At 37.9% G+C, this 20,089-nt stretch carries 22 protein-coding genes; 21 read left to right on the top strand and 1 reads right to left on the bottom strand.

The features are described from left to right. The first annotated feature begins 54 nt into the window (after positions 1 to 54). Both rpsA and fni read left to right on the top strand, forming a co-directional pair. A complete protein-coding gene (gene rpsA, locus QUG14_RS27085) occupies positions 55 to 1,194 on the top strand; it encodes a 30S ribosomal protein S1 (RefSeq protein WP_289343571.1) in 1,140 nt (379 codons plus the stop codon). A gap of 12 nt (positions 1,195 to 1,206) precedes the next feature. After that, complete coding sequence (gene fni, locus QUG14_RS27090; RefSeq protein WP_289343572.1) at positions 1,207 to 2,262, top strand: type 2 isopentenyl-diphosphate Delta-isomerase; 1,056 nt, start codon at positions 1,207 to 1,209, stop codon at positions 2,260 to 2,262. A gap of 31 nt (positions 2,263 to 2,293) precedes the next feature. On the opposite strand, the gene QUG14_RS27095 is transcribed toward fni, so the two are convergent. Continuing rightward, positions 2,294 to 2,437, bottom strand: coding sequence for a YpzI family protein (locus tag QUG14_RS27095; protein ID WP_289343573.1), 144 nt, complete (start codon positions 2,435 to 2,437; stop codon positions 2,294 to 2,296). Positions 2,438 to 2,545: 108 nt separating this feature from the next. Between QUG14_RS27095 and QUG14_RS27100 the strand changes: the two genes are divergently transcribed. The 19 genes from QUG14_RS27100 (at position 2,546) to aroA (ending at position 19,919) form a co-directional block, all read left to right on the top strand. Continuing rightward, positions 2,546 to 3,154: a YphA family membrane protein gene (locus QUG14_RS27100; RefSeq protein ID WP_289343574.1), complete on the top strand. Its 609-nt coding sequence runs from the start codon at positions 2,546 to 2,548 to the stop codon at positions 3,152 to 3,154. Between the two features lie 165 nt (positions 3,155 to 3,319). Further along, positions 3,320 to 4,630, top strand: a complete 1,311-nt coding sequence (gene der, locus QUG14_RS27105) for a ribosome biogenesis GTPase Der (RefSeq protein WP_289343575.1) — start codon at positions 3,320 to 3,322, stop codon at positions 4,628 to 4,630. Between the two features lie 22 nt (positions 4,631 to 4,652). Then, entirely contained in the window at positions 4,653 to 5,708 is a 1,056-nt protein-coding gene (locus QUG14_RS27110) for an NAD(P)H-dependent glycerol-3-phosphate dehydrogenase (RefSeq protein ID WP_289343576.1), read from the top strand. Positions 5,709 to 5,949: 241 nt separating this feature from the next. Beyond that, entirely contained in the window at positions 5,950 to 6,135 is a 186-nt protein-coding gene (locus QUG14_RS27115; RefSeq protein WP_289343577.1) for a DUF2768 domain-containing protein, read from the top strand. 20 nt (positions 6,136 to 6,155) lie between these two features. After that, positions 6,156 to 6,863 (top strand): hypothetical protein, encoded by a 708-nt coding sequence (locus QUG14_RS27120; protein WP_289343578.1) that lies wholly within the window; start codon positions 6,156 to 6,158, stop codon positions 6,861 to 6,863. A gap of 283 nt (positions 6,864 to 7,146) precedes the next feature. Beyond that, positions 7,147 to 8,625, top strand: a complete 1,479-nt coding sequence (gene spoIVA, locus QUG14_RS27125; protein ID WP_045517337.1) for a stage IV sporulation protein A — start codon at positions 7,147 to 7,149, stop codon at positions 8,623 to 8,625. Between the two features lie 360 nt (positions 8,626 to 8,985). After that, positions 8,986 to 9,258 carry a non-specific DNA-binding protein Hbs gene (gene hbs, locus QUG14_RS27130; protein WP_034676225.1) on the top strand — a complete coding sequence of 91 codons (273 nt, stop codon included), beginning with the start codon at positions 8,986 to 8,988 and terminating at the stop codon, positions 9,256 to 9,258. 146 nt (positions 9,259 to 9,404) lie between these two features. Continuing rightward, positions 9,405 to 9,971, top strand: a complete 567-nt coding sequence (folE, locus tag QUG14_RS27135; protein WP_289343579.1) for a GTP cyclohydrolase I FolE — start codon at positions 9,405 to 9,407, stop codon at positions 9,969 to 9,971. Positions 9,972 to 9,983: 12 nt separating this feature from the next. After that, on the top strand, positions 9,984 to 10,220 hold the full coding sequence (mtrB, locus tag QUG14_RS27140) for a trp RNA-binding attenuation protein MtrB (protein ID WP_289343580.1): 237 nt from the start codon (positions 9,984 to 9,986) through the stop codon (positions 10,218 to 10,220). 127 nt (positions 10,221 to 10,347) lie between these two features. Further along, complete coding sequence (locus QUG14_RS27145; protein ID WP_289343581.1) at positions 10,348 to 11,169, top strand: heptaprenyl diphosphate synthase component 1; 822 nt, start codon at positions 10,348 to 10,350, stop codon at positions 11,167 to 11,169. A 4-nt stretch (positions 11,170 to 11,173) separates the two neighbouring features. Next, positions 11,174 to 11,878, top strand: a complete 705-nt coding sequence (locus QUG14_RS27150; protein ID WP_289343582.1) for a demethylmenaquinone methyltransferase — start codon at positions 11,174 to 11,176, stop codon at positions 11,876 to 11,878. 44 nt (positions 11,879 to 11,922) lie between these two features. Further along, positions 11,923 to 12,885 (top strand): heptaprenyl diphosphate synthase component II, encoded by a 963-nt coding sequence (gene hepT, locus QUG14_RS27155; protein WP_289343583.1) that lies wholly within the window; start codon positions 11,923 to 11,925, stop codon positions 12,883 to 12,885. Between the two features lie 128 nt (positions 12,886 to 13,013). Next, positions 13,014 to 13,460, top strand: a complete 447-nt coding sequence (ndk, locus tag QUG14_RS27160) for a nucleoside-diphosphate kinase (protein WP_179596406.1) — start codon at positions 13,014 to 13,016, stop codon at positions 13,458 to 13,460. 240 nt (positions 13,461 to 13,700) lie between these two features. Next, positions 13,701 to 14,873, top strand: a complete 1,173-nt coding sequence (gene aroC, locus QUG14_RS27165; RefSeq protein ID WP_289344248.1) for a chorismate synthase — start codon at positions 13,701 to 13,703, stop codon at positions 14,871 to 14,873. Continuing rightward, positions 14,873 to 15,943 carry a 3-dehydroquinate synthase gene (gene aroB, locus QUG14_RS27170; protein WP_289343584.1) on the top strand — a complete coding sequence of 357 codons (1,071 nt, stop codon included), beginning with the start codon at positions 14,873 to 14,875 and terminating at the stop codon, positions 15,941 to 15,943. The genes aroC and aroB overlap by 1 nt, the downstream gene beginning before the upstream one ends. A gap of 18 nt (positions 15,944 to 15,961) precedes the next feature. Continuing rightward, entirely contained in the window at positions 15,962 to 16,336 is a 375-nt protein-coding gene (aroH, locus tag QUG14_RS27175) for a chorismate mutase (RefSeq protein ID WP_289343585.1), read from the top strand. A gap of 32 nt (positions 16,337 to 16,368) precedes the next feature. Beyond that, a complete protein-coding gene (gene hisC, locus QUG14_RS27180) occupies positions 16,369 to 17,484 on the top strand; it encodes a histidinol-phosphate transaminase (RefSeq protein ID WP_353961114.1) in 1,116 nt (371 codons plus the stop codon). 11 nt (positions 17,485 to 17,495) lie between these two features. Then, positions 17,496 to 18,605, top strand: a complete 1,110-nt coding sequence (locus QUG14_RS27185; RefSeq protein ID WP_289343587.1) for a prephenate dehydrogenase — start codon at positions 17,496 to 17,498, stop codon at positions 18,603 to 18,605. 24 nt (positions 18,606 to 18,629) lie between these two features. Continuing rightward, positions 18,630 to 19,919: a 3-phosphoshikimate 1-carboxyvinyltransferase gene (gene aroA, locus QUG14_RS27190; protein ID WP_289343588.1), complete on the top strand. Its 1,290-nt coding sequence runs from the start codon at positions 18,630 to 18,632 to the stop codon at positions 19,917 to 19,919. Positions 19,920 to 20,089: the final 170 nt, after the last annotated feature.

Here is a 20,089-nt window from a genome sequence, read left to right on the forward strand (position 1 = left end):
GTATTTAGTTATTATATATTTATTCTGCAGCAAATGGATTAAGGAGGAATACATATGTCGGAAGATATGAATCAAGTAGATGTTAAAAATTATTCCATTGGTGATATGGTCAGTGGACAAGTCACCAAGGTAGAAGAAAAACAGGTAATTGTTTCTATTCAGGATAGTAAACATGATGGAATTATTCCAATAAGTGAACTTTCTAGCCTACATGTTGAAAAAGCCTCTGATGTTGTTTCAGTAGGTGATGTATTAGACCTTGAGGTTTTAAAAGTAGAAGAGGAAGCATTCATCTTATCTAAAAGAAAAGTAGATGCCCAAAAAGCTTGGGTGAAACTTGAAGAACGATTCAATAGTGGCGAGATTTTTGAAACTGAAGTAAAAGATGTAGTAAAAGGCGGTCTCGTCGTTGATCTAGGCGTTCGTGGCTTTGTTCCTGCTTCTCTAGTAGAAGCACATTTTGTAGAAGATTTTTCTGATTACAAAGGTAAGAATCTTACGTTTAAAATTGTCGAACTTGATAAAGAAAAAAATCGTTTAATCCTATCTCACCGTGCAGTAGTGGAAGAAGAGAAGGGGAAACACAAGAAAAATCTTATGAGTACTGTAACACCTGGACAAGTTATTGATGGAACTGTACAAAGAATTACAGATTTTGGAGCATTTGTTGACATTGGCGGTATCGACGGACTTGTTCATATTTCCCAATTGTCGCATCAACATATTGATAAACCATCAGATGTTGTACAAGAAGGCCAAAAAGTAAAAGTTAAGGTACTAAATGTGGATCGTGATAATGAAAGAATTTCCTTATCTATCAAAGAAACACAACCAGGGCCTTGGTCTGAAGTCCCTGAAAAGGCTCCTAAGGGCAGCACGTTAACTGGAACAGTCAAAAGATTAGTTTCTTATGGTGCTTTTGTGGAAGTTTTCCCAGGTGTTGAAGGACTTGTTCATATCTCACAAATTGCACACAAGCATATTGGAACGCCACATGAGGTATTGAAGGAAGGCCAAGAAGTGCAAGTTAAAGTGTTAGATGCTAACGCAGGGGAACAACGACTCTCTCTAAGTATCAAGGACCTTCTAGAAAAAGATGTAGAAGAAAACTTTGATTATGAACTTCCTGAAGAATCTAAAGGATTCCAGCTTGGTGAAATGATTGGCGATAAATTAAAGAATCTAGGAAAATAATGGTGATATTTAGTGTCTAGATCTGAACGGAAATGGGACCATATTCGCTATGCCCTTGAAACAGGGCAAAAACGATCAACAGCATTTGATGACATCCAATTTATTCATCAAAGTTTACCAAACATTAATGTTTCAGATGTTACCTTTCACCAAAAAATTGGCGAACTTTCTTTAAGTTCGCCAATTTTCATCAATGCTATGACAGGTGGCGGTGGCGAGAAAACCTACTCTCTTAACAAGCAACTTGCTATTGTAGCAAGGGAGCAAGGACTTGTAATGGCAGTAGGATCACAAATGTCAGCACTGAAAGATAAGTCTGAGAGATATACATATGAGGTAGTTCGAAAAGAAAACCCAAATGGAGTTCTTATTGCTAACTTAGGAAGTGAAGCAACTCCTGAACAAGCAAAGATGGCGGTTGAAATGATTGACGCTAATGCCTTACAGCTGCATTTAAATGTAATACAAGAACTGACAATGCCTGAAGGAGACCGAGAATTTACAGGTGCTTTAAAGAGAATAGAAAGCATTGTAAAAGTGGTCAATGTCCCTGTTATAGTCAAAGAGGTTGGTTTTGGAATGTGTAAAGAAACCGTTGAATCTCTTTCATCTGTGGGGGTTTTTGCTGTGGATGTAGGTGGTTTTGGCGGAACAAATTTTGCTGAAATAGAAAACAAGCGCAGTGATAAATCACTATCTTTCTTTAATCAATGGGGAATTCCTACGGCACAATCTATTTGTGAAGCGGCTTATGCTTCGAGTGTGCCCATTATTGGTTCTGGTGGATTTACCTCTAGTATAGATATTGCTAAGGGCATTGCATTAGGAGCAAGTGCAACTGGGTTTGCAGGTTATTTCTTAAAAATTCTAGTTGAAGAAGGAACTGATACACTTAATGAAGAAGTTTCGACACTTCATTATGGGTTGAAGATCATAATGGCTGCCGTAGGAGCTAAATCTATTTCAGATTTACAAACAGCCCCACTCATGATATCTGGGCAAACATTTCATTGGTTAACACAAAGAGGAATCGATACAAAATCATATAGCCAACGAAGCATCAAATAAGCTCTCGCAAAAAGCGAGAGCTTATTTGATATTAACTATACTTATTATCGTTTAATCCTCTGGCTTCTTCAGGGCTTTGAAGCTTAGTAGAGCCGGAGTAATGCAATGCCTTGTCCCGGTCCGATTCAACTTTACCGCTTGCTCTTAACTTTTTTTCTTGTCGGTCTTTTCCCATTCTCCACACCTCCTACTATTAACATGATTTTGTTGACTAAAGATTATTCAGGAAGTATGAAACTACATAAGAAATACCGATAATGGAGATAGTAGGAGGTGTGTGATAGTGGAAGGCTCTATGTTTTATTGGATTCTTTGGGTATTTTGGGTTTCGATTACTTTTTTTATGAACAAACAAAATCCCTATCGAACAAAAGTAGCCATTGGATTATTAATGGTAATAATACTTTCAAATGTGCATTTTATGGTTGGAAGTTTTCAGTTTTATGCAAGTGGAATATTTATGCTGCTATTATCTTTTATTATTTTGGGTAAGAAAAAGCTGGGTCCGTTGCTCTATGCCTTCATTTGTTCTTTTATTATTACCATTTCATATGTAACCTTTAATTTATTTGTCATTTATGATCCGATTTGGGTGATATTTCAAAAGGAATGGATGATGGGAATCTGCATGGGCTGTCTTGCAATCTTTTTACAAAAGTCTTTAAAAGATAGGTTGTTGATTATTGTAAGTGGTACCATGCAGGGTGAGATTCTCTATGCGTTTTACCTTAGTAAATTTGAATTTTCCTATCCAATTGGCACGATAGCATACCTAGATGTTACTTCGCTAGTGATTTTGTTGCTCGTAAGCTGGAGTATCCTTGAAAATGCCGGAACATTTTTCCAAAATCATTTTCACTTTTTGGAAAAAGGGAAGCAAAAAACATCATAAATTTCACTTATTATGTTTTTCCATTGCAGGAAAGGTTTCACATTGCTAAAATAATATGGTTAGACCCTTCTGTTTGAAAGAAGGGTTTCTTTATCATTAGTACACAATAACGATAAAAATAACAAAATATTGATAAATATATGGATAGAAAGGATGGCGATTATAATGGTAAAACCAGTTATAGCCATTGTAGGACGACCAAATGTTGGGAAATCAACCATTTTCAACAGAATTGTTGGAGAGAGAATTTCCATCGTTGAAGATATCCCTGGAGTAACGCGTGATCGTATTTATAGCTCAGGGGAATGGTTGACACATGATTTTAATGTAATTGATACTGGGGGAATTGATATCGGGGATGAACCATTTCTCGAGCAAATCCGCCAACAGGCTGAAGTCGCGATTGACGAAGCGGATGTAATTATTTTCTTAACAAATGGACGAGAAGGAGTAACAGCTGCAGATGAAGAGGTTGCAAAGATTTTGTATAAATCTAAAAAGCCTATTGTATTAGCTGTTAACAAAATTGATAACCCTGAAATGCGTGAGCAAATCTATGATTTTTATTCTTTAGGATTCGGAGAACCGATACCAGTATCAGGCTCTCACGGCCTGGGGCTGGGTGACTTATTGGATGAGGCTGCAAAACATTTTCCTCAGAATAAGGGTCAGGATTATGACGAAGATGTCATTAAATTTTCTTTGATTGGTCGTCCCAATGTTGGAAAGTCTTCCTTGGTTAATGCAATTTTGGGAGAAGACCGCGTCATTGTTAGTGATATAGCTGGAACGACAAGAGACGCAGTGGATTCACCTTATACTTATAATGGTGGAGAATATGTCATTATTGATACAGCTGGGATGCGGAAAAAAGGAAAGGTTTATGAGACTACGGAAAAATATAGTGTACTCCGTGCTCTAAGGGCAATAGAACGGTCAGATGTCGTTTTAGTGGTCATTAATGCTGAAGAAGGCATCATCGAACAGGACAAGAAGATTGCAGGCTATGCACATGAAGCTGGCAGAGCAATTGTCATTGTTGTCAATAAGTGGGATGCAGTAGAAAAAGATGAAAAAACAATGAAGGAACTTGAACAAAAAATCAGGGAACATTTTCTTTTCCTAAGTTATGCACCGATCGTTTTCTTATCTGCAAAGACAAAAAAACGTATTCATACACTATTGCCAATGATTAATACAGCTAGTGAAAACCATTCGATGCGTGTCGAAACAAGCGTATTAAATGATATCATTATGGATGCGGTAGCGATGAATCCAACGCCTACAGACAAAGGCCGCAGATTAAAGATTTACTATACTACTCAGGTAGCCGTGAAACCGCCAACCTTTGTTGTTTTTGTAAATGAACCAGAATTACTGCATTTTTCATATGAGCGCTTCTTAGAAAATCGGATCCGGGATGCTTTTGGATTCGAGGGAACTCCGATAAAAATTTATGCAAGAGAAAGAAAATAATTTTACGGTGGAGTGATCTACAATGCAGGAAAATAAAGAAGCTGTAGCTGTTGTTGGTGCAGGATCCTGGGGGACGGCGCTTGCGATGGTCCTTGCAGATAATGGACATGAAGTTCGATTATGGAGCCATACTGAATCTCAGGTTCAAGAAATTAATCAATTCCATACAAATAAAAAATACTTGCCAGAAATACAGCTGCCCGAGTTAATCGTTGGCTATGCCTCTTTGAGTGATGCTTTGGCAGATATAAAAACGGTCATATTAGCAGTGCCGACAAAGGCAATCCGTGAAGTTCTTCGGAAAGTAATTAACGTTCAAAGTACACCTTTGACCATTGCACATGTGAGTAAGGGGATTGAGCCTGATTCCCTTTTGAGAATATCACAACTGATAAAAGAAGAAATGCCAAGTGAGCTTTTGAAAGCAGTGGTAGTGCTCTCAGGTCCTAGTCATGCAGAGGAAGTTAGTAAGAGGCACCCTACAACTGTAACCGTATCGTCTGAAGATATGGGTGCTGCAGAAGAAATACAAGATTTGTTTATTAACCATAATTTTAGGGTTTATACGAATCCAGATGTAATTGGTGTTGAAATTGGCGGTGCATTAAAGAATATCATCGCCTTGTGCGCAGGAATAACGGACGGGCTAGGATACGGCGATAACGCCAAGGCTGCTTTAATGACAAGAGGATTAGCTGAAATAGCTCGACTTGGTACAAAAATGGGGGCTAATCCATTGACCTTTTCAGGGTTAGCGGGAATAGGGGATTTAATTGTAACGTGTACGAGCGTCCATTCAAGGAACTGGAGAGCAGGAAATCTGCTTGGTAAAGGTAAAAACCTTGATGAGGTACTTGATAATATGGGAATGGTTGTAGAGGGAGTAAGGACAACGAAGGCTGCCTATCAGCTTGCCCAGAAATATAATGTCAGCATGCCAATCACATGTGCCCTCTATGATGTTTTATTTAATGGGAAAAATGCAAAAGATGCAGTCGATGTCTTAATGGCTCGTGGTAAAACACATGAAATGGAAGATTTAGTAAACATTCTTGAAGAAAGAAACCTTGAGGAATAATAATTATGAATTTCTATGAAAAATAGGCTTTCATTGAGTGCGCATTCCTACATGGGTTGCATACAATGCAAGCGAAGCACACGTGAAGTATGAACCTAAATGTTTGGGTTGTTTAGTCACTAAGACTGAAGTAAGGAATTCGCCCCTCTTTACTTCAGTTTTTTTGTGTTTGTCTAACCAAAACTTTTATTAAAACACCTTCCTTATGTTATAATAACTTTCGGAATAAGGGGGTGTCCTAATGTCACCAGGTATGCTGAAAATGTGGATCTCGATTGCCGGGATGGGACTTATGTTTCTTGCTATTTTTACAATTTATCTAAGCCGGTATAAGTTAAATGGAGTGCTAAAGGTTTTAACGGCGGTCCTAGCTTATATTTTTTTATTCATTTCCGGAATTACATTGGTTATTGTCCTTTTTACATAATAAAAAAAATAGGTGATTGTATGAACTGGAAAGTTATTGCCACAATACTCGTTCTAACTTCTTTGTTTTTGACAGGCTGTATGTATCCCGCAGAGAAGTTAGCAGAAAATCAAATCCCATATACAGACCAAATCCAAGCAGTTCAACAAGCTGTGAATACCTTTAAGGAGGATAATGGGGGGATCCTGCCGATTAAAACAAGGGAAGCGGCGACTCCAATCTATCAGAAATATCCGATTGATTTTAAAAAAATTGCTCCTAAATATCTTGCTGAGCCTCCCGGGAATGCTTTTGAAAGTGGCGGAATATTTCAATATGTTCTTGTTGATGTTGAAACCAATCCAACCGTCAAACTGCTAGACTTAAGAATGGTCGATAAGATTCGTGATATCAAACTGCGAATTAAATCAAACGGTTATCCGCCATATAAAGAACAACTTGCTGATAACGTGTATACGATCGATTTTGATGAATTAGGATACAAACAAGAACCGTTTGCGATTAGTCCATTTACGAATCAAAATCTCTCCTTTGTGGTCTCAACAGATGCTGAAGTCTTTGTCGATTACCGTCAAGACTTATATAAGCAGCTAAAAGAAAGTGACAAGCAGGTAAAACCAGGTGAGGATATTCGCTATATTCTAGTGGAAAATTCCATGTTTGTTCCTGCCTATTCTTTGCCATATACAATTGATGAGAATAATGAACCAGTTTTTTTAATGCAATAAGAATGTCAATTAGTCATAACCCTTCACCTGCGAAATATATTGTAGGAGTAGGGTTTTTTTTTGGTCAAAAAGAATCTTTGAATCTTCACCTTAAAACCCTCATTCAATCAACTGTTCAGACACAACAGATACGTGCATAATCATGGAATATTTACTTAAGGGGGTAAAAAAATTATAAAAAAGTGTCATAACAATATAGGACAACGTCATAAATATATATTGTCCAAACATATCTTGATGGATAATATTATCCCACTTTACTCTATGATCGGGAGGGGATCACTTGGAAAAGGTTGATATTTTCAAAGATATTGCCGAAAGAACTGGCGGTGATATTTATTTAGGAGTAGTAGGTGCTGTTCGAACAGGAAAATCCACATTTATTAAAAAATTTATGGAGCTTGTGGTTTTACCGAATATAGACAATGAGGCTGAAAGATCTAGAACTGTGGATGAGCTTCCTCAGAGTGCTGCAGGAAAAACAATCATGACAACAGAGCCGAAGTTTGTTCCAAATCAGGCTGCTACTGTGCATGTTGACGAAGGTCTTAATGTTAATATTAGGCTGGTCGATTGTGTCGGTTATACTGTTCCAGGTGCAAAAGGGTATGAGGATGAAAATGGTCCTAGAATGATCACTACACCTTGGTACGAGGAGCCGATTCCTTTCCATGAAGCAGCAGAAATTGGAACACGAAAGGTAATTCAAGAACATTCTACGATTGGCGTAGTAGTTACTACCGACGGAACGATCGGTGAGATTCCAAGAAGTAATTATATTGAAGCTGAGGAAAGAGTGATTAATGAGCTGAAGGAAGTTGGCAAACCGTTTATCATGGTTGTCAATAGTGCTCAGCCGTATCACCCAAGCACGGAAACCCTAAGGTCTAGCTTAGCTGAGAAATATGACATCCCTGTACTCGCTATGAGTGTTGAAAGTATGCGTGACAGTGATGTGCTGAATGTGCTAAGAGAGGCGCTTTATGAGTTTCCAGTTCTTGAGGTTAACGTTAATCTCCCAAGCTGGGTAATGGTATTAAGAGAGAATCATTGGCTTCGAGAAAGTTATCAAGAAGCAGTCAAAGAAACGGTTAAAGATATCAAGAGATTAAGAGATGTTGACAGGGTCGTGCAGCAATTTAGCGACTTTGACTACATCGAGAGAGCTGGTTTAGCAGGGATTGAAATGGGTCAAGGTGTTGCAGAAATTGACTTGTTTGCACCAGACGAACTTTATGATGATATTTTAAAAGAAATTGTAGGAGTAGAAATAAGAGGGAAAGATCATCTACTTGAGCTTATGCAGGATTTTGCTCATGCAAAAGCAGAGTATGATCATATTTCAGATGCATTAAGAATGGTGAAGCAAACAGGATATGGAATAGCCTCACCGTCACTTTCAGATATGAGTCTAGAAGAACCGGAAATTATCCGTCAGGGTGCAAGGTTTGGTGTAAGGCTGCGAGCAGTAGCTCCATCGATTCATATGATTAAGGTAGATGTGGAATCTGAGTTTGCTCCAATTATAGGGACTGAAAAGCAAAGTGAAGAGCTAGTCCGGTACTTAATGCAGGACTTCGAGGATGATCCATTATCCATCTGGAATTCTGATATTTTTGGACGTTCGTTAAGTTCCATCGTCAGGGAAGGAATCCAGGCGAAACTATCCTTAATGCCTGAGAATGCAAGATATAAACTAAAAGAGACATTAGAGAGAATTATTAACGAAGGCTCCGGCGGGTTAATAGCAATAATCCTTTAAGAATGAAGACTCCAATTGGAGTCTTTATTCTTTTTTACAAAAAACAACATCCAATATCGTCTAAAATAGTAGAAATTTGTAGAAATGAAGAAAAGATTACCATTATTTCATGATTTATTCTTGATAAGCGTAAATGATTGTGATAATCTTTTAACAGATTCACGTTTAGTGCTTTAAACCTTTATATAACAAGGTTTTTTATTAAAAAAGTAGATTAAAATATAAAAAGCTGTAATTTTTGATTACTTTGCCAATAAAACCGCGCTATGACGTATAGAAATTAGAAAAAGTGTTTAGAAATGTAGATAAGTAATCTTATTTACGATTCTTAACTTAAATTATTGGGAGGAGGTGAATAGCATGAACAAGACAGAACTAATTAACGCAGTTGCAGAAGCAAGCGAACTTTCTAAAAAAGACGCTACAAAAGCAGTTGATGCTGTTTTTGATTCAATCTTAGATGCATTAAAAAATGGTGATAAAGTCCAATTAATCGGTTTTGGAAACTTCGAAGTACGCGAACGTGCAGCACGTAAAGGCCGCAATCCTCAAACAGGTGAGGAAATCGAAATTGGTGCAAGCAAAGTTCCTGCTTTCAAACCAGGTAAAGCGCTTAAAGATGCAGTAAAATAATTACATAAATTTATTGCCTCGGCAAAAAGGTCATGGTAAACTCCATGACCTTTTTTCTTTGCCCTTGCAACTTTGAACATCCCATTTGTTGTGCTAATATGTATTTGTCGTATATACTTGTTTGATATAATGTAGGGGGAATATGCATGTCTGAAGTGAATCGTACCCAAATTGAAGAAGCGGTGCGTTTAATATTATCTGCGATTGGCGAAGATCCGAGCAGAGAAGGTCTTCTAGATACACCGAAACGAGTAGCAAAAATGTATGAAGAGGTATTTAGTGGTCTGAAGGAAGATCCAAAAAAACATTTCGAGACTATTTTCAGTGAAGACCATGAAGAATTGGTGCTTGTAAAGGATATCCCATTCTATTCTATGTGTGAACATCATCTTGTACCTTTCTTTGGAAAAGCGCATGTCGCATATTTACCTAAAAATGGCCGTGTAACCGGATTAAGTAAATTAGCTAGAGCTGTTGAGGCAGTTGCTAAAAGACCACAGTTGCAAGAGAGAATTACTTCAACCATTGCTGATAGTATGATGGAAAAATTAGATCCGCATGGAGTAATGGTGGTTGTCGAGGCAGAACATATGTGTATGACGATGCGCGGAGTAAAAAAACCAGGATCAAAGACTGTAACAACTGCAGTACGGGGCAATCTTGCAAATGATGCCATTGCTCGTTCGGAAATACTATCTTTAATTAGGAATTAGTGAGGTGATACTATGGAAAAACGACAACCACAAAGTAGTGATTTTGTTGTAATCAAAGCAATCGATGATGGTGTAAGTGTAATTGGACTTACAAGGGGAAGTGACACGAAATTCCATCATTCAGAAAAGTTAGATAAAGGTGAGGTACTTATCGCACAATTTACAGAACATACCTCTGCAATAAAAATTAGGGGAAATGCAAAAATAATGACGCAATTTGGTGAAACTGAAAGCGAAACAAAAAAATAAGAATTCTATGGTGGAAATGTAATTATTTTGTGAATTTCTGCCCATACATACGCTTTTATGATATAATTGTCACTGCCTTGTTAACATAAAAGGATTGTAATAAATATATTAAATCGGGGAAGCAAGGGTGATTAAATTGCCAGACATTCGACAAAACTTTACAGACATTAAGGTGCAAGTTGAGCAAAAAGTATTTCATCCTTACTTGATAAAATATATTGAGACTCCTGTAATCGATGAAGATAAACTGCTTATTCTCGTGTCCATTATGGATCGACTCGAATTGTCTTACAATGAGTTAAAAAATTACGCTATGACAACAATGCTTATTCAAATTGCCCTCGATACCCATGAACATATTTCGAATGCATCTGTAGATGAAATAAATAGACAATTAACCGTCCTTGCTGGGGATTATTATAGTGGTTTGTATTATAAATTGTTGGCTGAGTCAGAAGACATCAACATGATAAAAGAACTCTCTAAAGGGATTAAAGAGGTAAATGAACATAAAATATCCGTTTATCAAAACGAACTGGTTAGCATTGAAAATCTTATGGCTAGTATTAAGAAAATCGAAAGTTCTTTACTTGTGAAATTCTCAGAGTGCTTTAAGGTGGACTTATGGAATGAATTTATCGCCAATTTATTTTTTTTCAAGCGATTGCTCCACGAAAGGAAACTTTTTTCGGAATCCGGAAGCAGCTTCGTGTTCGATAAACTAAAAGAATTAACTATTCCTAATAAAAATAGTACAATAAAAAATCTATCAGAAAAACATCAAAGAGATTTGCTTGTGATTTGTGATCGTTATCTTGATTCTTCAAAACAATTCCTATTAAAAGGAATAAGTCAGCTCCCATATTTAAATGATATGCTTGAAGCTAGAATAACTTCGATCATTAACGAACATCAACCATTGGCGAATACTTTAGTGGAAGAAGGGTAAGCGTATGCAGCAATCTAAGGAACAACGGGTTCATAAAGTATTTGAGAAAATTTCTGACAACTACGATAAAATGAACTCAGTAATTAGTTTTCAACAACACATCAAATGGCGTAAGGATACCATGAAAAGAATGAATGTTAAACCAGGTTCGAAAGCGCTGGATGTTTGTTGTGGAACAGGGGACTGGACGATTGCGTTAGCTGAGGCTGTTGGCCCTTCCGGTGAGGTTACTGGATTGGACTTTAGTCAAAATATGCTAAATGTAGGGATTGAAAAGGTAAAAGGTCTAGGACTTAAACATGTTACCCTTATTCATGGTAATGCGATGGAACTTCCTTTCCCTGATAATAGCTTTGACTATGTAACGATAGGATTTGGGTTGAGAAATGTCCCAGATTACCTTCAAGTATTAAAGGAAATGAATCGTGTATTGAAGCCAGGAGGTATTGCTGTATGCCTTGAAACCTCCCAGCCTACCTTAATAGGATACAAACAGCTCTATTATTTTTATTTTAAATTTATCATGCCGTTGTTTGGCAAGTTATTTGCTAAGAGCTATAAAGAGTACTCTTGGCTCCAGGAATCAGCAAGAAATTTCCCTGGTATGAAAGAACTTGCGAGAATGTTTGAGACTGCCGGATTTAAAGATGTTTACTATAAGCCATATAGCGGTGGGGCTGCAGCAGTCCATATAGGAAATAAAAAATAAGTTTTACTAGAAAAGCAAACAGGACGAAAAGCTGGTGAATACAAATGAAATTAAAGATGATGTATTCATTTTTGAATTCAGATATAAATACAATAGAAAGAAAGTTAGAAGAGACCATTCAGGCGGATTCTCTTCTTTTGAAACGGGCTTCTTTACATACCCTGCAGGCAGGAGGTAAAAGAATTCGGCCTGTTTTTGTTTTATTGGCTGGAAAGTTTGGTCAATATGATATTAATGTAATGAAAAACGTTGCTGTTGCTCTTGAACTTATTCACATGGCTTCACTCGTACATGATGATGTGATTGACGATGCGGATTTGCGGAGGGGTCAGCCAACTGTTAAAGCAAAATGGGACAACAAGACGGCCATGTATACGGGTGATTTTATCTTTGCACTTTCTCTTGAATTGATGAGTGATATTAAAAAGCCCTTAGCTCATAAAATATTAGCCAATACCATTGTTGAGGTAACGGTTGGTGAAATTCAACAGATAAAAGATAAGTATCGTTTTGATCAAAATCTCAGGGATTATTTGAGAAGAATAAAGCGAAAGACAGCATTGTTAATTTCGGCAAGCTGTCAACTGGGTGCGATTGCTGCTGAGGTAGAAGAGTCTGTACATAAAAAACTGTATCTATTTGGTTATTATGTCGGTATGGCTTTTCAAATTACAGATGACATTCTAGATTTTACCTCATCTGAAGAGGAATTAGGTAAGCCTGCTGGCAGTGATTTGCTCCAAGGTAATATTACAGCTCCCGCTCTTTATGCGATGGAGGATGAAGGTATTCGCTCCGAAATTGAAAAGGTCCATGTGGATATGGAACCAGTTCAAATACAAAAAATTATCTCACTCATTAAAAATTCAGGGGCAATTGAAAAATCTATTGCTTTAAGTGATATGTACTTAGATAAAGCACTAGCAGTACTAGAAGACCTTCCTGCTAATAGAGCCAAAAAAACACTAAGAGATATCGCAAAATTTATCGGACGCCGGAAATATTAAAAGAAGGGAGTTAATCTAGGATTAACTCCCTTCATTTATAGACTTGCGAAATATTCAAAACAATGTTAATATTTTCGGTGGGTTGTTAATAAGACATCCATATACATACATAACTAGGAGTGGAATTCATGGAAAAAACATTTTTAATGGTGAAGCCTGATGGCGTACAGCGTAATTTAATCGGAGAAATCGTTGCTCGTTTCGAAAAAAAGGGCTTCCAGTTAGTAGGCGCTAAATTAATGAGCATTCCGACTGAACTTGCAGAGGAACACTATGGTGAGCACAAAGAACGTCCATTCTTTGGTGAATTAGTAGATTTCATTACATCTGGCCCTGTATTTGCAATGGTTTGGCAAGGTGAGAATGTTATTGCAACAGCACGTCAAATGATGGGATCAACCAACCCAAAGGACGCTGCGCCTGGTACAATCCGTGGTGATTTTGGCTTAACAGTTGGAAAGAATGTTATTCACGGTTCAGATTCACCTGCAAGTGCAGAGCGTGAAATTGGATTGTTTTTTAAAGATGGCGGCGTAGTAGAGTACTCTAAACTCGTAAACGAATGGATTTACTAATTATATAAAAAAAGGCACTTGTATAGCTATACAGGTGCCTTTTTTGTATGCGCATACATTGGAATAATAAAAATTTTTCTGCAACAATGGTGTACAAATCGATTAACTGTTATTATCATTAAATAAATAATCAACTTTTAGTTTATGCTATTTTCAGATAATTATACTAGGTTTATTAGTCTGTTTATGGTATATTGATAAAAATCCTTTAATGAGTTGAAGGGGGAAAGTGTAATGGGAATGAGATATTTAACAGCTGGAGAATCACACGGTCCACAATTAACGACAATACTAGAAGGTCTGCCAGCAGGAATGCCATTATTAGCTGAAGACATAAATACTGAACTTGCAAGACGGCAACAAGGATACGGTCGTGGCAGAAGGATGCAAATAGAGAAAGATACCGTTGAAATCACATCTGGAGTACGACATGGACTAACACTTGGGTCTCCGATTGCTCTAAACGTAAAGAACAATGACTGGAAGCATTGGACAAAAATTATGGGAGCAGACCCATTAGAAGAAGGTCAAGAGGATGAGGTAAAACGAAAAATAACCCGCCCAAGGCCAGGCCATGCTGATTTAAACGGGGCGATAAAATATGGTCACCGTGATATGAGAAATGTCCTTGAGCGTTCTTCTGCACGCGAAACAACAGTTAGAGTAGCAGCAGGAGCCGTTGCTAAGAAGCTTTTATCTTTAGTTGGCGTTACACTTGTTTCGCATGTGGTTGAAATTGGTGGTATTCAAGCAAAAGCAAACGCTAATTTATCTATCGAAGAGTTAAAAGAGAGAACTGAGCTTTCACCTGTACGCTGCGCTGACCCTGATGTTGAACAGGAAATGATGAATGCCATTGACACTGCTAAGAAAAATGGTGATTCAATTGGCGGTGTGGTAGAAGTCATCGCAGTTGGCATGCCTGCTGGGGTGGGTAGCTATGTTCAATATGACAGAAAATTAGATGCAAAGCTTGCTGCAGCGATTGTAAGTATTAATGCATTTAAAGGAGTAGAGTTTGGAATCGGCTTTGAAGCAGCAAGAAAGCCGGGAAGTGAAGTACATGATGAGATTGTTTGGGATCAAGAAAACGGTTATATACGAAAGACGAACCGTTTAGGTGGTTTCGAAGGTGGAATGAGCACAGGAATGCCGATTGTTGTTCGAGGCGTAATGAAGCCTATTCCGACATTATATAAGCCATTAATGAGTGTTGATATTGATACGAAAGAGCCGTTTTCAGCTAGTGTGGAACGCTCAGATAGTTGTGCTGTCCCTGCAGCTGCGGTTGTTGCCGAGAATGTCGTTGCATGGGAATTAGCCAATTCTCTTATCGATCAATTTTATAGTGACCGCTTTGAAACATTTGCCGATGAAATTAAACGTCAGCGTGAGTACGCGAGGGAATTTTAATGGAATCCATTCACATACAAACGAGTTCCAAAAACTATGATGTGTTTGTTGGTAAGGATATTTTAAGAGAAATCAGCTTTTTTTTAAAAAATCATTTTCCTAATTTAACTACAATATTAATGATTACAGATGAGACAGTTGGAAAAATCCATCTCGATAAGATTGTACCTCTTCTTTCTGAATGGGATCCTGTAATTTTTACTGCTCCGAGCGGCGAAAAGGCAAAGACGTTTGAGGTATACTATAATGCTTTATCAATGGCATTAGAAAACCATCTAGATCGTAAATCTGTCATTCTAGCTTTTGGCGGAGGAGCTGTAGGTGATTTATCGGGGTTTGTCGCTGCATCATTCATGAGAGGCATTCCCTTTATCCAAATTCCGACGACCATTCTCGCACATGATAGTGCCGTGGGTGGTAAAGTAGCGATTAATCATCCTCAAGGGAAAAATATGATTGGGGCTTTTCATCAGCCTGAGGCTGTTTTTTATGACCTTCAACTACTCAATACGCTCCCTGAGCAAGAAGTTCGTTCTGGTTTTGCAGAGGTTATTAAACATGCACTTATTTATGACCTTGACTTTTATCATTGGTTGAAAAAAGAAATTCATCATCTTGATTCCTTAACTTCTGAACAATTATTTGAATCACTTACAAAAGGGATTAAAATAAAAAATGAATTTGTTTCAAAAGATGAAAAAGAGACAGGAATTCGTGCTTATCTCAATTTTGGGCATACATTAGGGCATGCAATTGAATCAGAAATGGGCTATGGTAATTTTACACATGGTGAAGCTGTAATGATTGGAATGATTTTTGCATTAAAGCTAAGTAATGAGGTATCAGGTTTATCTTTTAAAACAGAAGAGTTTATAAGCTGGGTTCAGAAACTTGGTTATCAAACTGAAATTCCCAGTCATTTGTCCATTGAGAGATTACTATCGAAAATGAAACAGGATAAAAAATCTTTAGGCGGATCAGTAAAATTTGTATTGTTAGAGCAAATAGGGAAACCAAAACTTCAGGAACTTTCTGATGACTTTTTACTAGGTCAGCTCAGAAACTTTTAAGAACTAGGGGGGCTTTTCATGATTAGAGGGGTGAGGGGTGCAATCACCGTAGATTGCAATACCGAAGAGGCAATCATATCAGCAACAGAAGAGCTTTTGAAACATGTGATTGAGGGAAACAATATTCTTCCAGAGCAGGTAGCTTCTGTTTTTATTTCTACAACTGAAGATCTAAATGCAGCTTTCCCTGCTAAAGCGTTGCGTAAATTTGCTGGCTGGACTTACGTACCAGTCATGTGTATGAGGGAATTAGCAGTTCCAAATTCTTTACAAATGTGTGTTAGAGTCATGATGCATGTGGATACAGCAGTGCCGCAGGAAGAAATTGTTCATGTTTATTTAGAAGGGGCAAAGGTGTTAAGACCTGATTTAGGCAATACCTTAGCTAAATAAATACTGTATATCATCTTAAGGATGGAGTGGAGATAATGAGATGGAAAAAGCAATTATTAACACTGACTCCCTATCAGCCAGGTAAATCAATAGAGTCAGTAAAAAAACAATATAACTTAGATGAGATTGTTAAGCTAGCATCAAATGAGAATCCATTTGGATGTTCCAAACATGTTCTTTCCGCATTGCAAAATTCTCAGCCAGGCTTTGCTATCTATCCTGATGGGTATATGACCAATTTACGGGAATCGGTAGCTTCATTTTTAAAAGTAAATCAAGATGAACTTATTTTCGGTAATGGTTCTGATAATATTATCCAAATCATTTCCAGATCTCTCCTGCACTCTGGAGCCAATACGGTAATGGCGACCCCATCCTTTTCGCAATATAAACATAATGCTGTGATAGAGGGAGCAGAGATAAGGGAAATTCCGCTGGTAAATGGTGAACATGATTTAGACAAAATGGCTGAAGCCGTTGATGAGAATACCAATGTTGTCTGGGTGTGCAGTCCAAATAATCCAACAGGTACATATGTATCAGAAAATAAATTGCTTGCTTTTTTAGAAAAAGTTCCATCACATGTTTTAGTGGTACTTGATGAGGCGTATTTTGAGTATGTATTTGCAGACGATTACTACGATTCCATAGAATTAACACGAAGGTATCCGAATCTTATTGTTTTAAGGACTTTTTCAAAAATATATGGTCTCGCTTCCTTAAGGGTCGGCTATGGTGTTGCCAACAAATCAATTGTTCAAGCTCTCGAACCTGCAAGGGAACCATTTAATGTGAATTCATTCGGTCAGGTTGCGGCTATTGCAGCAATTGGGGATCAAGAGTTTGTTCAAGACTGTAAGGAAAAGAACCAGCAAGGTTTAAATCAATTTTATGACTTTTGTAAACAACACGATTTAAGCTATTATCCTTCGCAAACTAATTTTATTTTAATTGATATAAATGCTGATGCGAATGAAGGTTTCCAATTTTTATTAGAAAAAGGCTTTATCGTCAGATCAGGGAAGGCATTAGGATTTCCAACTTCATTAAGGATTACAGTTGGCTCAGCAGAGCAAAATGAAGGTGTACTTAAAGCACTTGGTGAATTTCTAAACGAACAAAGTACAGCGAAGCTCAATAAAAAATAGGGGGACTACCAATGAATGGCCGAGTTTTTGTTATTGGGCTTGGGTTAATTGGCGGTTCTTTAGCTTTATGTATAAAGAAAGAACATAAAGATGCCACCATAATTGGCTATGATATTCATCAAGAACAAGCTAAGCTTGCTAAAATGCTAGGTGTAATTGATGAAGTCGCTAGTCACATAGCAGAGGGTGCAAAAACGGCAGATATAATTATTATTTCTGCACCTGTAATTGAAACAGAAGCAATTATTCACCTATTGTCAGAGCAATTGTTAAATCCAGACGTAATTATTACTGACACCGGGAGTACAAAAAGTAAAATTGTAGCCAATGCTGCATGCCTTAAGAAAAAAGGCTACACCTTTATTGGGGGACATCCAATGGCCGGTTCTCACAAAAGTGGTGTATCAGCTGCTAAAGAATTTCTTTTCGAGAATGCCTTTTACCTCCTGACGCCAGAGGACCATATTGAGAGTTCAAAGGTAGAAAGATTAAAGAATTGGCTTAAAGGTACGAATGCAAAATTCTTAAGTGTTACCCCTGATACTCACGATTACCTAACGGGAATCGTTAGCCACTTCCCCCATATCATTGCGGCATCGATTGTCCGTCAAACGGAGAAGTTAGCGGGAGAAGAGAGTCTTATTCCCCGTTTAGCAGCCGGAGGATTTCGAGATATTACTAGGATTGCTTCTAGCAGCCCAGAAATGTGGAAGGACATTCTGCTTCATAATCGTGAGGTTCTGATAGAATTGATAGATAAGTGGAAGGAAGAAATGGATTGGGTGCAGGTATTACTCCAACAAGAAAATAGTGAGGAAATCTTTAGCTATTTTCAGCAGGCTAAACAATTTCGCGATGGTCTGCCGATAAGAGAAAAAGGGGCTATACCTGCATTTTATGATCTGTTTGTTGATGTTCCGGATTATCCAGGTGTCATTTCTGAAATTACAGGGTACTTAGCGAAAGAAAATATTAGTATAACAAATATTCGAATATTGGAAACGCGAGAAGACGAGATTTACGGGGTACTAGTTATTAGTTTTCAAACCGAAGAAGATCGTGGACGGGCGAAAAAGTGTATCCATTACTGCTCAAACTTTGCTACCTCGATTGGAACTTAATTTGATCTGAATATAGGTGATGAAATGGAATTAAAAGAATTGCTGCCAACTATAAATGGTTTAAAGGGTGTAATTGATATACCTGGGGATAAATCAATCTCTCATCGTTCCGTTATGTTTGGGTCTATTGCTCAGGGTGTAACGAAGGTGACGAACTTTCTTCCAGGTGATGATTGTTTAAGTACGATCTCCTGTTTTCGAAAGTTAGGGGTTGTAATTGAAGAGAATGAAAATGAATTAACCATATATGGGAACGGTTTTGATGGATTAAAGGAACCTGATGAAGTATTAGATGTGGGGAATTCTGGAACAACTATTCGATTATTATTAGGGATATTAGCGGGAAGACCATTCTTCTCTACATTAATTGGTGACCACTCGATAGGGAAAAGACCAATGACAAGGGTTACAGAACCACTAAGATCAATGGGTGCACAAATTGACGGTCGCAAGGATGGAGAATTTACTCCGCTTAGTATACGAGGTGGACATTTAAATCCGATCCACTATCAGATGCCTGTGGCAAGTGCTCAGGTGAAATCGGCTTTGATTCTTGCCGGTCTGCAAGCTGAGGGAGAATCAATCATCATCGAAAAAGCGGAATCGCGTGATCATACCGAAAGAATGATACGTAAATTTGGCGGTGAGGTTCAAAAGAATAATCGTACTATTACAGTAAAAGGCGGTCAAAAGCTTATTGCGTCTGATGTTCTTGTGCCTGGGGATATTTCCTCAGCGGCTTTTTTCCTTGTTGCCGGGGCAATAGTTCCTGATAGTGAAATTGTTTTAAAGAATGTTGGCTTGAACCCTACCAGAACAGGTATCATTGAGATTATGAACAAAATGGGTGCCAATTTAGAGATTTATCAGGAAGAAGCATCTTCCTTTGAACCAGCCGGTGATATAACGGTTAAGACCTCAAGCCTTAGAGGAACGGTTATTGAAGGTGATGTGATCCCAAGACTAATTGATGAAATCCCGATTATAGCTTTATTAGCAACACAAGCAGAAGGAACGACAATTATAAAAGATGCTTCTGAGCTTAAAGTTAAAGAAACAAATCGAATTGACACAGTTGTCCAAGAGTTAACCAAGCTTGGTGCTTCAATTGAAGCGACAGATGACGGAATGATTATTCATGGTGGTTCTACTCTCACAGGTGGTACTGTATCCAGTCATGGTGACCATAGAATAGGAATGATGCTCGCAATAGCTTCGCTGCTATGCAAGGACAAGGTGGTACTTGAAAATCCAGAAGCCATCTCCGTATCATATCCAAACTTCTTCAATCATTTAAATCGCTTGAAAAAATAGCTTTGTTAAAGCTAAATGATTATATTTGCACTCTGTTGATTTGCTCGGAAGGCACGAAGACTCCTCGAAAATGCTATCGCATTTTCTTCGTGCGCTGGCAGATTCGAGGAAGTAATTCAATGTCCTGCGGGAGGACGGAGCAGGGGGAGACCCCGCAGGCGCTTAAGCGC

Source organism: Neobacillus sp. CF12 (genome assembly GCF_030348765.1).
Lineage (GTDB): Bacteria > Bacillota > Bacilli > Bacillales > Cytobacillaceae > Neobacillus.

Bases quoted from the DNA above. Each gene is read 5' to 3' on its own strand.
- rpsA (WP_289343571.1), top strand. From the start codon at position 55: ATGTCGGAAGATATGAATCAAGTAGATGTTAAAAATTATTCCATTGGT.
- QUG14_RS27095 (WP_289343573.1), bottom strand. From the start codon at position 2,437: ATGGGAAAAGACCGACAAGAAAAAAAGTTAAGAGCAAGCGGTAAAGTT.
- der (WP_289343575.1), top strand. From the start codon at position 3,320: ATGGTAAAACCAGTTATAGCCATTGTAGGACGACCAAATGTTGGGAAA.
- QUG14_RS27110 (WP_289343576.1), top strand. From the start codon at position 4,653: ATGCAGGAAAATAAAGAAGCTGTAGCTGTTGTTGGTGCAGGATCCTGG.
- QUG14_RS27115 (WP_289343577.1), top strand. From the start codon at position 5,950: ATGTCACCAGGTATGCTGAAAATGTGGATCTCGATTGCCGGGATGGGA.
- QUG14_RS27120 (WP_289343578.1), top strand. From the start codon at position 6,156: ATGAACTGGAAAGTTATTGCCACAATACTCGTTCTAACTTCTTTGTTT.
- hbs (WP_034676225.1), top strand. From the start codon at position 8,986: ATGAACAAGACAGAACTAATTAACGCAGTTGCAGAAGCAAGCGAACTT.
- folE (WP_289343579.1), top strand. From the start codon at position 9,405: ATGTCTGAAGTGAATCGTACCCAAATTGAAGAAGCGGTGCGTTTAATA.
- mtrB (WP_289343580.1), top strand. From the start codon at position 9,984: ATGGAAAAACGACAACCACAAAGTAGTGATTTTGTTGTAATCAAAGCA.
- QUG14_RS27150 (WP_289343582.1), top strand. From the start codon at position 11,174: ATGCAGCAATCTAAGGAACAACGGGTTCATAAAGTATTTGAGAAAATT.
- hepT (WP_289343583.1), top strand. From the start codon at position 11,923: ATGAAATTAAAGATGATGTATTCATTTTTGAATTCAGATATAAATACA.
- ndk (WP_179596406.1), top strand. From the start codon at position 13,014: ATGGAAAAAACATTTTTAATGGTGAAGCCTGATGGCGTACAGCGTAAT.
- aroC (WP_289344248.1), top strand. From the start codon at position 13,701: ATGAGATATTTAACAGCTGGAGAATCACACGGTCCACAATTAACGACA.
- aroB (WP_289343584.1), top strand. From the start codon at position 14,873: ATGGAATCCATTCACATACAAACGAGTTCCAAAAACTATGATGTGTTT.
- aroH (WP_289343585.1), top strand. From the start codon at position 15,962: ATGATTAGAGGGGTGAGGGGTGCAATCACCGTAGATTGCAATACCGAA.
- QUG14_RS27185 (WP_289343587.1), top strand. From the start codon at position 17,496: ATGAATGGCCGAGTTTTTGTTATTGGGCTTGGGTTAATTGGCGGTTCT.
- aroA (WP_289343588.1), top strand. From the start codon at position 18,630: ATGGAATTAAAAGAATTGCTGCCAACTATAAATGGTTTAAAGGGTGTA.